This window comes from Flavobacterium labens (genome assembly GCF_048286755.1).
Lineage (GTDB): Bacteria > Bacteroidota > Bacteroidia > Flavobacteriales > Flavobacteriaceae > Flavobacterium.
The window spans coordinates 123,619-138,452 of the sequence record NZ_JBLVPL010000001.1; the positions used below are offsets into that span (position 1 = coordinate 123,619).

A 14,834-nucleotide genomic window follows, 5' to 3' on the forward strand; every position below is an offset into this window, starting at 1 on the left:
TTTAAAAGATATACTGAAAATTACTATTTATTAGGCTGCGGTGTCATTCTTAAATAGGGTTTTATTCTTTCGTAGCCTTTTGGAAATTTAGCAGCAATATCTTCGTCCTTAACCGAGGTCGAGATTACCACCTTATCACCATCTTTCCAGTTTGCCGGTGTTGCTACGCTATATTTTGCTGTCAATTGCAAACTATCAATTACACGCAATAATTCATCAAAATTTCTACCGGTTGACGCAGGATAAGTGAGTGTTAATTTTATTTTTTTGTCTGGTCCAATTATAAAAACCGAACGTACCGTGAAACTCTCACTTGCATTGGGATGAATCATATCATACAATTCAGCTATACGCTTGTCTTCATCGGCAATTATGGGGAAGTTTACTGTTGTATTTTGAGTTTCGTTGATGTCTTTGATCCATTCCATGTGTGAAGCTACTCCATCAACACTCAATGCGATTACTTTTACATTTCGTTTTTTAAATTCAGGATAATAATTCGCAACTGTTCCTAACTCAGTGGTGCAAACAGGTGTAAAATCAGCTGGATGAGAGAAAAGAACTCCCCAAGAATCTCCTAACCATTCATGAAATTTTATTTTTCCTTGTGACGTTTCTGCTTCAAAATCAGGAGCAATATCGCTTAATCGTACTGTTGCCATAGTAATTTAATTTATTGATTAGTAACACTGTAAGGTATTGAAATAAAAGCAATAAAGGAGAAAACTAATCTTAAAGTTGTACTAATGTTTATGGAAAACAGAAAGCAATCAGGAAACGAAATGCCCTAGCCCTGATCGCAACGGCATCTGCCGATTTAGAAAAAAAAGGCTTTTTCAGCCGTAGTTTTTATTAATCGGGAATACAGTGCAGAGCAGGAAAAAGCTCCTAAAAAGAAGTGTTATTTTTTCTTTAAATTAGGTAAAAAGAGCGCTATAATCCCTATCAAAGGCAAATAGGCACAAAGATAATAAACGTACGTTATGCTGGTGTGATCGGCGAGATTTCCCAATAAAGCGGAACCTAAACCACCCATTCCAAAGGCAAAACCATAGAAAAGGCCAGAAACCATTCCGAGTTTTTTAGGCAATAATTCTTGCGCATAAACTAAGATAGCCGGAAATGCAGAGGAAATTATGATTCCAATTACAACCGACAAAACGCCTGTCCAAAACAAATCAACATAAGGCAACAATAAAGTGAAAGGTGCGGCTCCCAAGACTGAAAACCAAATCACATATTTTCTTCCGAATTTATCACCTAACGGTCCGCCAATTAAGGTTCCTATGGCGCAAGAAGCCAAAAATAAAACCAAATGAAATTGCGCTTCCTGAACCGATAATCCAAATTTTTCGATTAAATAAAACGTAAAATAACTGGACATGCTGGCCATGTAAAAGAATTTTGAAAAGATCAAAACCAGTAAAATCCCTACTGAGATGACAATCTTTTTTTGGGATAAATTAGGCAAATCGATTACGGCTTTCTTTGCACTTCTTAAACTCAAATGATTTTGATACCAAAGCGCGATTCTACTCAAAACAATCAATCCGATGATGGCAACAACCACAAACCAAATAATGTAATATTGTGAATTAGGAACTACAATTAAGGCAACTAATAAAGGTCCGATTGCTGTTCCGGCATTCCCCCCCAACTGAAAAATGGATTGTGCCAAACCTCGCTTTCCACCTGATGCCAAAAAGGAGATTCGGGAAGCTTCCGGGTGAAAAATGGAAGAACCAATTCCGACCAAAACAACCGAAATTATAATCATTTCAAAACTAGAAGCATACGATAAACATACAATTCCGGATAAAGTAAACAGCATTCCGAAAATTTGGGAGAAAGGCTTCGGCCTTTTATCGGTATACAAACCAACCAAAGGCTGTAATATAGAGGCCGCCAGTTGATACGCCAAAGTGATTAATCCGATTTGCGTGAAGGTTAAATTGAAATTTTCTTTTAAAATAGGATACGCTGCAGGAATTACGGCTTGTAATAAATCATTCAATAAATGGGCGAATGCGATAGAAAATAATATAGAATAAACGGTTTGCTGCGCAATGGGAGTTGTATCTATTTTTGATGTAGTATCAAGAGATGAATTCATATTTTTTAAACTATATTACTAATTATTGGTTCTGATGAGTTTCAGAAAATTAAACATACTGAACCACAAAATACCAAAATAACAAGGTGATAAACGATAATGGAATTCCGAAACCTATCATCATGCTGCTTAAACGGGGTTTTAAACCGTGGGTAGAGGCTAAAATACAAGCCGTTATCATAGGCGCCATAGCTGACTCCATTATAGCAACTTGAATAATTTTAGAATGCTGTTGCAAAATTACGACATACAATACGTAAATGAGAGCAGGAGTCAATATTAATTTATACAGAAGTCCCAGTCCTAAAAACCTCCAATGCTGGCTTTTTCGGTCAAAGCGCAGTTGCAAACCAACAGAAAGCAAAGCCAAAGGTGTTACTCCACTTCCCAATTTTTGAAATACAAGCTGTACGTATTCATGGAAGTCGACATTAAAAACATTCATCAAACAGGCAATCAAAAAAGTTATAAATGGCGGAAAAAGAAGAATTTTTTTAGCGATTTGAAAACCATTTGGATTGCCACTGGAATATAAAGTTGCCACTAGAATTCCTAAGGTAGAAAGTACCACAAAAGAACCGGGTTGATCGACTAAAATAGCCGTTTTCAAACCTTCTTCCCCATATAATGCCTCAATTATTGGAAAACCTAAAAAGGAAGTATTTCCTAAACCTGCTGTTAAAATTAAACAACCAATAAGTTTTTTTGACCAACCGAATTTGGCACCTAAAAAACTAAAAAGCAAATAGGAAACAACAAAACCAATCCAAGCAACTCCAATTGGGAACAGCAATTCATTGCTCCATTTTATTTTTGGGATATAATATAATGCTAAAGCTGGAAGACAGATGTAAATAACAATCTTGTTTAAGAGCTTATAAATAGTTACAGGAAACCCTTTTATATTTTGGAATACAATCCCAAGGAATAGGAAAACAAAGATTAGGATGAAGTTAGTCATAATACAGCAAAGATATTGACTAATAAGAAATAAAATGAATTCAAAAAAATAAAATTTGTGATATATCCCCCGCAAAAGAGGAACCATTAAAATGAAATCACATTTTAAGAAAATGACCGTCTATTCAAGATTGTTTTTATTATTTTTACTATTCTAAAAAATAGTTTTGCCAAATAAAAAACACCATCCAAGCGCCTTAAACGAAAAACCAGGAATTTCTGCTCCTGAAATTGTCAGTGCCGTTGCTGTTGAGCATATTCAGCAATTTAGAAAAATACAACCTTCGGCAAAAGAACTCGTTAAAGGAATTTTAGAGGAAAATATTACGGCATTGAGTCGTGCGATTACTTTAGTCGAAAGCACGAATGTCAATCATTTGGCTAAAGCCAACGAAGTGATAAATACCTGCTTACCTTATGCCAACAAATCTGTCAGAATAGGAATTACAGGTGTTCCAGGCGTTGGAAAAAGCACCTTCATTGAAGCTTTTGGAAAATACTTGACTGGTTTAGGAAAAAAAGTAGCGGTACTTGCCGTTGATCCCAGCAGCACAATTTCACATGGAAGTATTTTGGGTGACAAAACCCGAATGGAAGAACTCGTTAAAGATAAAAATGCTTTTATACGACCTTCAGCTTCAGGAGAAACATTAGGAGGTGTAGCTCGTAAAACCCGCGAAACCATAACGCTTTGTGAGGCTGCCGGTTTTGATACCATCATCATAGAAACCGTTGGCGTAGGCCAAAGTGAAACTGCCGTTCACAGCATGGTTGATTTTTTTCTTTTATTGAAAATTTCTGGTGCGGGCGATGAATTACAAGGTATCAAACGCGGAATCATGGAAATGGCGGATGCAATTGTCATTAACAAAGCCGATGGCGATAATGTCAAAAGAGCGCATCTTGCTAAACTAGAATTCAATAGAGCATTGCATCTTTTCCCTGCCAAAAAATCAGGGTGGACACCCACAACTGCTGCCTGTAGCGCCATAACTCACGAAGGAATATCCGATGTTTGGGAAACCATTCAGAAATTTCTGGAACTTACAAAAGGCAATAATTACTTCTTTGAAAAACGGAAAGAACAAAACCAATATTGGATGTTGGAAACTATCAACGAGCAGTTGAAAACTAATTTTTACAACAATCCAGAAATTCAAAAATCACTGGAATCAACAAAAAAAGCGGTGCAAAATGATGAAATTTCACCCTTTGCAGCCGCTCAAAAATTATTGGAAAAATATTTTAAAAAAGACTAATCTATTCTGTTCTTCTTTTTCCTTCTAAATAAGTTTGGTATCCATACTTTAACATTAAAACACCAAGAGCAATCTTACCAAATTTACCAATAATATATCCTACAATATGTCCAGAATTATAGGCTTCACTTGCGTTTACATTTGATTTAATTTCAAACGGAAAAAAGTTAAAAACCCCTTTAATTATAAGTATTGTACCGAAAACAAACATAGAATACATAAATACATTTTTCATTTGAATATAAATTTGGTAAGACAAAAATTTAACTACTCCTCGTAAAGTTTAATTTCTCGATCATAAAACTCATTGGCAAGAACGATTAAACCTTCCATTTCTGAATTTAATTCTGCCTCGTCTAGATCTTCAGCTTCTTCCATAAACTCTACTTCATCATCTTTCAAATTGATGATAAATCTTGGGTAATCAAGGTGTATGATGAAAATATCTTCGGGAAAATCAGTATTATCGCCTAGTAAAAATTTTGGTAATTCCATGAATTTAATATTTAAGTAATTTAATATTTAAGTAATTTATTATTTTATTTATTTTCGTTTTGCATCACCAACTTTCTTGTCAATCTCGCAAAGCGAATATACAAAAATAAAGCGGCAGCAGTTAATCCCGCTAAAAGTCCGATCCAGATTCCAACAGCTTTCAGTTCTGTGTATTTTCCTAAATAATAAGAAATAGGAAAACCAATAACCCAATAGGCCACAAAGGTAATGTACATAGGTATTTTTACATCTTGTAAACCACGTAACGCTCCTAAAACAACTACTTGAATTCCATCCGAAATTTGGAAAATGGCTGCAATCAATAACAGTTTTGAAGTGATTAAGATAATTTCTTCATTGTCAAGCATTTGAGCTGAATCTGTCATATTCAAGAATAGATGCGGTAAAAAATTATGGAATACCACAAAGATTATCGCAAAAAAAGTTTCTAGAATAATCGCCAAAAGAAAAATTGATCTTGCCACGACAATCAAGTTCTTATAATCATTCATTCCTTTGGTATGGCTCACTCGAATCATTGCTGTAACACTTAATCCCATTGCAACCATAAAAGTGGAGGATGCCAAAATAAGTGCAATCTGATTGGCAGCCTGACTATTTTTTCCCAAAGAACCTGAAAGCCAAATCGCCGCAGTAAACAACGTTACTTCAAATAACATTTGCATTGCTGAAGGTAAACCAAGGTTGATGATTTTTTTCAGAATTGATTTTCGAATTTCTTTGAAACTGAAATTCTTAAAATATTTTTTCAATGCCGAGTTTCTTTTCATCAGGTAATGCATAAAAACTACCATCATTATTCTGGACAATACCGTTCCCAATGCAGCACCCAGAATTCCTAATTTTGGAAAAATCCAAATTCCATAAATCAGCACATAATTAAAAAAGACATGCACTATGTTAGCCATAAATATGGCGTACATGGAATATTTTGTTTTAGACAATCCATCGGCAAATTGTTTGTAGCCCTGATACATAATTACCGGAATTAAAGAAAACGCTACCCAATCAATGTAAGGAGCAGCCATTTCAGCAACTTCTTTGGGTTGGTGCATGAAATACATAATTTGTTTAGATAGCACAGTCAGAATAAATAATACAACTCCTAAAATCGTACATAAAAGCAACCCATGATGAAAAGTAGTGCGGATTTTTTGATCATTTTTTTCAGCATCAGCCTCAGCCACTAATGGGGTAATTGCGGTAGAAAAACCTATTCCCAAAGACAAAGCAATAAATATAAAACTATTACCCAGCGAAACCGCTGCTAACTCAGTAGAACCTAATTTTCCTACCATGAAATTATCAACGATACCTATTAATGTATGTCCTAACATTCCCAGAACTACAGGATAAGCTAATTTAATATTATAAGAAAACTCTTTGAAGTATTGAGATAAATTCACTTTTGCTTTTTTTTGATGGCAAAGATAATTAGAAGCTTTCAATTGCATCAATACTATTACATATATAACACTTCTTTTTTAGTACATAATTTCACCCAACAAGGAATTCTATAACAAAACCAAGTAATTCTATAACAAAACAGGCTTATGAGGGCTATACATTTGTAACGTTGTTTTGAATTAAATAAAATCATGATAACACCAAAAAAATTATTAATAAAAAATATTACAATTATGAAAACGAAAGGAAAAATCAAAATGTTATTTGTATTCGCAATAGCAATGATGTTTGCTAACAATGTACAAGCACAAGAAACAACAACTACAGCTACAAATTACGATCAAGGATTCCGTTTAGGATTTGGTGCAAATGCAGGATATTCAACTAACGACCCTTACAAATTATCACTTGGTGCGGATGTAAGAGGACAATATGATTTATCAAAAAGATATTCTTTGACGTTGACTACAGGTTACACTAATTTATTTGTAAGCAAAGCTGATGGGTTTGCTGGTCAAACAGAAGGAAAAGATTTAGGTATTATCCCAGCTAAAGCAGGTTTTAAAGCTTTCGTATGGAATGACCAATTTTACCTAATGGGAGAAGCTGGTGCAGCATTTGCAACAAGTAATGTAGAAAATACCAGAGATAAAACTTCTTTATTGTTATCTCCAAGTATAGGTTATGCTACTAAGTACATAGATATTTCTTTGAACTATACACACTACAATCATTTTGATCGTTTAAACAGTAACGGTTCTCTTGGTAGAGGAGTAGGACAAGTTGGTGTACGTTTAGCTTATGGTTTCAAACTATAAAAAAATATTGAGTTAGTTATAAAAAATGCGCTGAATTTCAGCGCATTTTTTGTTTACTATCGGGAATACTTTTTATCTGTCAAAGTTTTCATAAAGGCTATAAGCTGTTTTTTTTCTAAGTTAGTAAGAACCAGTTTATCTTCAGGTAACGTTTGGTTTTGCAAATTAAATCCCAATCCGTTTCCACCGCCATCATTATAAAAATCAATCACTTCTTCCAGTGTTTTAAAAACGCCATTGTGCATGTAAGGCGCAGTTAATTCTATATTTCTTATGGTTGGTGTTTTGAAAGAATTTCGATGAATTTCGGCTTTCGTTAATTCAAATTTACCCAAATCAGCATCTAATTTTTTATGCTTATTAGGAACGCCCAGCACTTCACTTTCTGATTTCATAAAACTTGGTGGTACCGTTCCGTTTGTTAATGGAATAAAATGACAAGTAGCACATTTTGCCTTTCCAGTGAATAAATTAAAACCTGCAATTTCATCCAAATCAAATTTTTCCTCTCCTCTCATAAACCCATCAAACTTTGAATCATAATTACTCAATGATCTTATGTAGGATGCCAATGCGTTCTTTATCCCAAATTCATCTATTTCGGTTTTAGGAAATGCTTTTTGGAACTTGGCAACATAACTCGGTTGTTTTTTTAAAGCTACAACTGATTTTGCTAAAGAACCATGCATTTCATTTTCATTTATAATTACCGCTACAGCCTGATCTTCTAAATAATTAACTCTGGAATCTGAGAAGAAAGCACGCTGAAATGCAATGTTAGTAAGTGTCGGCGTATTTCTTTTTACCAACGATGTACCGTCTAATGAAACTGATTTCTCCAAACCATCCGTAAATGCTTTATCTGAATGGTGACAGGAAGCACACGAACGAGAATTATCTCCTGATAAAACAGGATCATTAAACAATAATTTCCCTAATTCTATTTTTTCAGGTGTTGTTTCGTAATCTGGAAACGCCGAGAAAGCTTCGGCATCAAAAGCGTTTTCATCAAAAAGTGTCTGTGCCGTTGTTTTTAATCCTCTTGTTTCTTTTATAAAAGGAATTTTTAAGCTGACTTGCGTTTTAGACAAACCGACACTTAACGGATTAGCGATTTCTCGAATAAAAAAAGCGCGGTCGAAGGCATTAAAGTTGGTATTCTTTTTTAAATATTCCTTGCCTTTTTTAATCGTTTTTAAAACCTTCTGAAAAGATTCATCGGGTGAATTAGCAGCATAAATTTTATAATATTTCTCAATACTTTCTAATGCTGATGCTGCTTCTGGAATAGATTTTTGAGCAATTGGGGAATCAAATCCGGTTATTCCCAAGGTTATGATTCTAAAAACTTCCAAACGCATCGCATCAAAAACGTGGGAATCTGTGAATTCATTTGTCTTTGATACTTTGTCCAAACGCTTTAAATTAGCCGATAGAATTCCCATTTCTTTCAGCAACTCCGCTTTTGATTTTGGATTATATGCCGGAAAAATAAATTCTTCAATCACTTGAAATCCTTCGGGAGGCAAAGTCTTTCCATCATTTTCTTCAAATTCAGCCAAAGCTGGACCATTTATAGCTTTAGAGACAGCAGGAAAATAATACTCACTAATCGTTTCCACTTGCTTGTAATTGCTGTGCGCAATTAGAAATTGTTTTTGAAGCTGAACTGTTGAGGAATTTAACTTTATTAAATGTTCCAGTTTAGAAACCTCATCTATGACTTTTAAAATATCTGATTTGAATACATTATTTACCGTTTCATGCTTAGGAATAGCATTTTGACAAGAGACCAATACAATTAGAACCAATAAAATGAAACTGTTTTTCATGATAAATGCGAATAACTTTAAAAAATTGCAAAAAACAAAAACCACGGTTCCTACTAAGAAACCGTGGAGATTTGTAACTATTTGATTGGGTTTATTATCGTGCTAATCCTTTGATTAAAACAATTTGGCTTGCCTGATCTTCATTTGGACGATTCGTTCCTCCATCAACACCTTTATATTTTGTCCCTCTCCAAGTATGAGGCTGAACACTCAATAAGAAAGTATCATCAATCCCTAATTGTTCAGAAACATCAATCATGGCTCCGTATTCCCAATCCCCAAATTTACTTGTTCCTCCTACATTATATTTAGTAGCATCTGTAGCCGTACGACGGTGGTCTAACTCCACAACCACTTTCAATTGTTTTGTCGCCATGTTGTATTGATAGATGTAAGCGTCATGTGTTTCATCACCATATCCATTGGCATCTTCCTGAACATAAACGTAGTTTTTTGTCACACAGATATTATCTGGATTTTGGAATTTCCCTGCAATTCCGGTACGGTCATCTCCATCAAGAATTACTTCAAGAGTACCAGCCAAAGGATTGCTTGCATCCAAGTTCAATTTGTAAACTCTACCATATTTTGTTCTTGAAGCATCTGCATTGGTTCCGGTTGTATTTTGTCCTGTAACATTAAAATAGATTTCTCTTGCTCCAGCATCTGAACCTTTTTTATAATCCAAATCCTCTACTCTTCCAAATTTGATTCCTTTTAATGTATTTACAGAAGCATTTATAGCCGCTCCAGTCATTGTAGTGTGGTTCTCAATTTTAACAAAAGAAACACCGTACGATTGATTAACAACCATATCTTTCTCTCTCTGATTGTTATCCGTTCTTTTCATCATGTATAAAGAACCATTCGTTAAATCACCTACAGTGTTTGAAACATACATAAATACTTGACCGCCATACGTTCCTGAATCATCATCTCCAATAACAACTACCGTTTTTCCTGCAAATGCAGACGCTTTTAATGGCAAAGCATTTTCAGCACTTATTCTTCCTAAAGCAGGTAATTCTTTAGAAACCGAAGCAGAAGCAACATCTCCAAAAGGATTTATGGCATGAGTGCGAGATTCTTCACCAGATTCTCCACATGTCAAATACAATGGTCCAAAACCATTTTCAGCAACCGTTGCCATTGTAGCACCGCATAACCTCCAAGTTCCACCATTAGAGTTCAATAAATATTCTCCTTTTGTAGGTTTGAATGTTTTGTCAAAAGTTACTCTTGATACCGCAAAATTGTCTTCGTGATTCACCAAAAAAGTAAAAGTACCATCAGCATTTTTCAATAATCCTGATCCATCTGCAGAACCTCCAAAAACAAAATTTGGGCTTCCTGCCAAAACATCGTCAGAACCAATCAATGAAAAAAGCTCTAAGCTTTCAAAACCAGCTTGCTTTTTCAATAACACAGGAGTTGCTGATTGATTAGCTAAAACAACACTCGTTGTTTCATTAGAAGATTTAGCATCATTCTCACATGAGATTAAGGATACTAAAAATAACATTGGTAAAATAATTCTTTTCATTTTGGTTGATTGTTTAAATTTCAAGCAAAGTAATGCAGTGAATTTAAACTCTGAATGAATTGAATATTAACAAAAAGCCAAGAGTTGGCTGAATTTTTAAAGTAATAAAAACAATTATTTTACATACTAACAATACCGTAATACAATAATAAACTTCAAGTAACTTTAGTAAGAAAATCTATTAAATTAACTCTCTTTCTTCAGCATTTCTTTATACATTTCAAAATTAGCTTTAACTTTTTCGTCTAACTGTGGTTCCTTAATATCAGTATATTTTTGCATTTCTTCCCAAATAATTTTGGCAACAACATAACGTGCCATTTCCTTATCATCAGCAGGAATAATATACCACGGCGCATTTTCAGTAGCCGTTTTATTAATTGCCTCCTCATAATACTCCATGTACTCATCCCAATGCTCGCGCTCTTTCAAATCTCCGGGCGAAAATTTCCAATGGTGCTCTACTTCTTCTAATCTACGCAGCAAGCGCTTGCGTTGCTCTTCCTTACTCATATGAAAGTAAAACTTCAAAACAATAGTTCCGTTTTGTGTAATGTGCTTTTCAAAATTATTAATTTGCTCCAATCGATCTTGCCAAAACTGTGGCGTCACATCTTCTACTTTTTCAATTCCAGGCAAATTTTCATTCATAATATATTCTGGGTGAACGCGTGTCACCAAAACATTCTCATAATGTGTTCTGTTAAAAACAGCGAATTTCCCTTTTTCTGGCAAAGCCAAATAATGTCGCCACAGGTAATCGTGTTCCAGTTCCGTTGAATTGGGTGTTTTAAAACTATGCACCTCAACACCACGCGGATTAAATTCCTTGAAAACTTCCCGAATCAGACTATCCTTCCCAGAAGTATCCATGCCTTGCAAGCAAATCAAAACGCCGTATCGATTGTGCGCGTACATCACATCCTGCAACTCGCTCAATTTCTCCTGAACTTTGTCCAGCTTTTCCTCTTTATCATCCTCACTGGCTCCATTAAACAAGTTTGTAGGGATTTTAGACAAATCAATTTTGCCAATCACTTTAAAATCATCGGGGTTTATAGACTTCATAAGAAATATTTTATCTTTGTAAACTCAAATATAACAAATTATAAGGAGCATTTTCCAGCTATTCGTTGCAATCTTTTATTATTTTAAAGAAAAATAATAAAAGGATTTCCTCTTCTATCTGGGCTAGGCACTCCTATTCAAATCAAATACAATGGAAAAATTCACACTCGAATTATTATTTCAAATCATAGGTATTGGTTCTGCATCAGGACTTATTTACAAAGACAACTCCCTACTGATTATTGGTGACAACAGTGGTTTTCTTTATGAATATCAAATGGATTCCAAAGATTTAAAACGCCATCCGTTACTGGAAAACCCAACAGAGAACACACTCAAAAAAGACAAAGCTGATTTTGAAGCCATAACCCATTTTGGTGATAGTTTGTACGTTTTTGGCTCCGGTTCCACCGAGAAAAGGAACAAAATGATACAAGTCAATGCTACTGATAAAAAGATAATCGCCACAAATGACCTCACCGATTTATATGCCGTCATGCAAAATTTTGGAGAAATAAAACCCGAAGATTTCAACCTCGAAGGCGCCATCTATAATGGCGAAAGTTGGTTTTTATTAAATCGAGGCAACGGAAGCTCCAATAAAAATGTCCTTTTCACCATCGAAGGAAAAAACCTTACCAATGATTTCAGTATTCTTTCTAATGCCTACAAACTCCCAAAAATAAAAGGAGTGCGCAGTAGTTTTACCGATGCTATTTTAGTCGGTGATAGCATTTATTTTTTGGCCACAGCCGAAGATACCGAATCTACATATGATGATGGCGAAGTTTTAGGAAGCCTTATTGGGAGCATCAACCTGAAAACCATGAAAATCGATTTTACCCAAAAAATTAGCAGCACCCATAAATTCGAAGGATTGACTTTGTACTCCAATTCAAAAGAAAAAATAGAATTCCTGCTTTGTGAAGATAAAGACACGGAAGTCTTGGAAACAGATATTTACAAATTAACTTTAGACAAAAAATAATATTCATTTCAGTCAAATAACAGAACGTTAAATTTAGATTAAATAGAAAATCAAAATAGATTTCAACTATAAAACGTACTACTTTTACAGTAAACTTGGTCTCTTATTGACCTAAAATAATATACAAAATGACAGATTTAAAAAATAAAAATGCCCTAATCACCGGCGCAGGAAAAGGAATTGGAAAAGCGATTGCTTTGGCATTAGCCAAAGAAGGTGTAAATATAATTTTGGTTGCCAGAACACAGGAAGAGATATACAGTGTAGCTGCAAAAGTGCGTTCTTTAAGAGTAAAAGCACTGGCAATAACTGCTGATGTTGCTGATATCAATTCGGTAAACGCTGCCGTTGAGAAAGCATTAGCCGAATTTGGAACCATTGATATTTTAATCAATAATGCCGGAATAGCCGCTTTTGGAAAATTCTTAGAATTAGAACCAACGGATTGGGAACGCATTATCCAAGTAAACTTAATGGGAACCTATTACGTAACTCGTGCCGTTTTGCCAAATATGATTGAAAGACAAACGGGTGATATCATCAATATTTCTTCAACAGCAGGATTAAGCGGAAATGCGTTAACGAGTGCTTATAGTGCTTCAAAATTTGCTGTTTTAGGATTAACGGAATCATTGATGCAAGAAGTTCGCAAACATAATATTCGTGTAACGGCATTAACGCCGAGTACTGTTGCTACTGATATGGCCAAAGAATTAAAATTGACAGACGGTAATCCGGAAACCGTAATGCAGGCAGAAGATATGGCCGAATTAATCATCGCGCAACTGAAATTAAACCGACGCGTATTTATCAAAAACAGCAGTATTTGGTCTACAAATCCTTAAAATTAGTCGAAAGTCAAAAGTCTTAAAGTCGAATGACCAAAAACCATTAAGAGAATAAGTTTCATTAAGTCTTATGCTTAATTTTCTTAATCTCTTAATGGTTTAAAAAACTTAGATGACTTACATGTTTAATAATTAAACCAAAGCCGAAACAAAATCCATTCGTACACTTCCATCTTCATCAATTTTTGTTAAATTAATTTCGTGTAAGGTATTGACTAATTCAGGATTCCAAGGCGTTTTTACTTTTACGTAATTTTCAGTAAAACCGTGAATGTATCCTTCTTTATTTTCACTTTCGAACAAAACAGTTCTATTACTTCCCAATTGACTTTCGTAAAAAGCACGGCGTTTTTTTACGGACAAACCGCGCAACATTTTGCTGCGTTTAGCACGAACATTAGCAGGAACAACTCCTTCCATTGCAGCAGCTTCAGTATTATCTCGTTCCGAATACGTGAATACGTGTAAATACGAAATATTCATTTCATTCAAGAAATGGTAGGTCTCTAGGAAATGCTCGTCTGTTTCACCCGGAAAACCTACAATTACATCCACACCTATACAAGCGTGCGGCATTACTTCCCGGATTTTGTTTACTCTTTCAGTATATACTTCACGTTGGTAACGGCGTTTCATCAACTTTAAAATATCATTGCTTCCTGATTGCAACGGAATGTGAAAATGCGGAACAAAAGTTCTACTTTTCGATACAAATTCTATGGTTTCATTTTTCAATAAATTGGGTTCAATAGATGAAATTCGCAATCTTTCGATTCCATCTACTTTGTCTAATTCCTGAACTAATTCTAAGAAGGTATGTTCGTGTTTTTTATTTCCAAATTCTCCTTTTCCGTAATCCCCAATATTTACTCCGGTAAGAACAATTTCCTTGATATTTTGTTTCGAAATTTCTGAAGCATTTTTCAATACATTTTCTAACTCGTCACTTCTCGAAATCCCTCTTGCTAACGGAATTGTGCAATACGTACATTTATAATCACAACCATCCTGAACTTTCAAAAATGCTCGGGTTCTGTCTCCTATTGAGTAACTTCCCACATAAAAATCAGCTTCTGCAATTTCGCATGAATGCACTTCGCCAAAATCATTTTTAGACAAATCATTGATATAATCTGCCAATTTAAATTTTTCAGTTGCTCCAAGAACTAAATCCACTCCATCTACGCTTGCTAATTCTTCCGGTTTCAATTGCGCATAACAACCCACAGCCGCAACAAATGCTTTATCATTCAATTTCATTGCTTTTCGCACTACTTGTTTGAACTGCTTATCAGCATTTTCAGTAACTGAACAGGTATTAATCACGTACATATCAGCCACTTCTTCAAAATCTACGCGGTCAAATCCTTCGTCTTGTAAGTTACGGGCAATTGTAGAAGTCTCTGAGAAGTTTAGTTTACAGCCTAAGGTATAAAAGGCTACTTTTTTTCTGTTTTCCATAAGATAACTCAATTAATGAAA

General features: G+C 34.8%; 14 protein-coding genes. 4 read left to right on the forward strand and 10 right to left on the reverse strand.

The genetic code is table 11. The features are described from left to right. Window positions 1-23: 23 nt before the first annotated feature. The 3 genes from ACNQF8_RS00485 to ACNQF8_RS00495 form a co-directional block, all read right to left on the reverse strand. Entirely contained in the window at window positions 24-662 is a 639-nt protein-coding gene (locus ACNQF8_RS00485; RefSeq protein WP_417953436.1) for a peroxiredoxin, read from the reverse strand. A gap of 239 nt (window positions 663-901) precedes the next feature. Next, window positions 902-2,113 (reverse strand): MFS transporter, encoded by a 1,212-nt coding sequence (locus ACNQF8_RS00490; protein ID WP_417953437.1) that lies wholly within the window; start codon window positions 2,111-2,113, stop codon window positions 902-904. 49 nt (window positions 2,114-2,162) lie between these two features. Further along, window positions 2,163-3,074, reverse strand: a complete 912-nt coding sequence (locus ACNQF8_RS00495; protein WP_417950351.1) for an AEC family transporter — start codon at window positions 3,072-3,074, stop codon at window positions 2,163-2,165. Window positions 3,075-3,240: 166 nt separating this feature from the next. On the opposite strand from ACNQF8_RS00495, the gene meaB reads away from it, so the two are divergent. Next, window positions 3,241-4,332, forward strand: a complete 1,092-nt coding sequence (meaB, locus tag ACNQF8_RS00500) for a methylmalonyl Co-A mutase-associated GTPase MeaB (protein WP_417953438.1) — start codon at window positions 3,241-3,243, stop codon at window positions 4,330-4,332. 1 nt (window position 4,333) lies between these two features. Here the strand turns inward: meaB and ACNQF8_RS00505 are convergent, their stop codons facing one another. Genes ACNQF8_RS00505 through ACNQF8_RS00515 form a run of 3 tightly spaced genes read right to left on the reverse strand, consistent with a single transcriptional unit; the run spans window position 4,334 to window position 6,254 of the window. Further along, entirely contained in the window at window positions 4,334-4,567 is a 234-nt protein-coding gene (locus ACNQF8_RS00505; RefSeq protein ID WP_113633573.1) for a hypothetical protein, read from the reverse strand. 32 nt (window positions 4,568-4,599) lie between these two features. Then, window positions 4,600-4,827: a hypothetical protein gene (locus tag ACNQF8_RS00510; RefSeq protein ID WP_113633574.1), complete on the reverse strand. Its 228-nt coding sequence runs from the start codon at window positions 4,825-4,827 to the stop codon at window positions 4,600-4,602. A gap of 44 nt (window positions 4,828-4,871) precedes the next feature. Beyond that, window positions 4,872-6,254, reverse strand: coding sequence for an MATE family efflux transporter (locus tag ACNQF8_RS00515; protein WP_417953439.1), 1,383 nt, complete (start codon window positions 6,252-6,254; stop codon window positions 4,872-4,874). Window positions 6,255-6,488: 234 nt separating this feature from the next. On the opposite strand from ACNQF8_RS00515, the gene ACNQF8_RS00520 reads away from it, so the two are divergent. Next, window positions 6,489-7,073 (forward strand): hypothetical protein, encoded by a 585-nt coding sequence (locus ACNQF8_RS00520; RefSeq protein ID WP_417953440.1) that lies wholly within the window; start codon window positions 6,489-6,491, stop codon window positions 7,071-7,073. A gap of 56 nt (window positions 7,074-7,129) precedes the next feature. On the opposite strand, the gene ACNQF8_RS00525 is transcribed toward ACNQF8_RS00520, so the two are convergent. From ACNQF8_RS00525 to ACNQF8_RS00535, 3 genes are all read right to left on the reverse strand, one after another. Further along, entirely contained in the window at window positions 7,130-8,905 is a 1,776-nt protein-coding gene (locus ACNQF8_RS00525) for a cytochrome c peroxidase (protein ID WP_417953441.1), read from the reverse strand. A 94-nt stretch (window positions 8,906-8,999) separates the two neighbouring features. Further along, window positions 9,000-10,448 carry a PhoX family protein gene (locus ACNQF8_RS00530; RefSeq protein ID WP_417953442.1) on the reverse strand — a complete coding sequence of 483 codons (1,449 nt, stop codon included), beginning with the start codon at window positions 10,446-10,448 and terminating at the stop codon, window positions 9,000-9,002. Window positions 10,449-10,634: 186 nt separating this feature from the next. Then, window positions 10,635-11,516, reverse strand: a complete 882-nt coding sequence (locus ACNQF8_RS00535; RefSeq protein ID WP_417953443.1) for a PPK2 family polyphosphate kinase — start codon at window positions 11,514-11,516, stop codon at window positions 10,635-10,637. Window positions 11,517-11,667: 151 nt separating this feature from the next. Here ACNQF8_RS00535 and ACNQF8_RS00540 point away from each other — a divergent pair, with 151 nt between their 5' ends. After that, window positions 11,668-12,504 carry a DUF6929 family protein gene (locus ACNQF8_RS00540; RefSeq protein WP_417953444.1) on the forward strand — a complete coding sequence of 279 codons (837 nt, stop codon included), beginning with the start codon at window positions 11,668-11,670 and terminating at the stop codon, window positions 12,502-12,504. Between the two features lie 128 nt (window positions 12,505-12,632). Beyond that, the gene (locus ACNQF8_RS00545) at window positions 12,633-13,349 is read left to right on the forward strand and encodes a 3-ketoacyl-ACP reductase (RefSeq protein WP_417953445.1); all 717 of its coding nucleotides are present in this window, start codon (window positions 12,633-12,635) and stop codon (window positions 13,347-13,349) included. A gap of 135 nt (window positions 13,350-13,484) precedes the next feature. Here ACNQF8_RS00545 and mtaB read toward each other — a convergent pair whose 3' ends face one another. Then, on the reverse strand, window positions 13,485-14,813 hold the full coding sequence (mtaB, locus tag ACNQF8_RS00550) for a tRNA (N(6)-L-threonylcarbamoyladenosine(37)-C(2))-methylthiotransferase MtaB (protein WP_417953446.1): 1,329 nt from the start codon (window positions 14,811-14,813) through the stop codon (window positions 13,485-13,487). Between the last annotated feature and the right edge of the window lie 21 nt (window positions 14,814-14,834).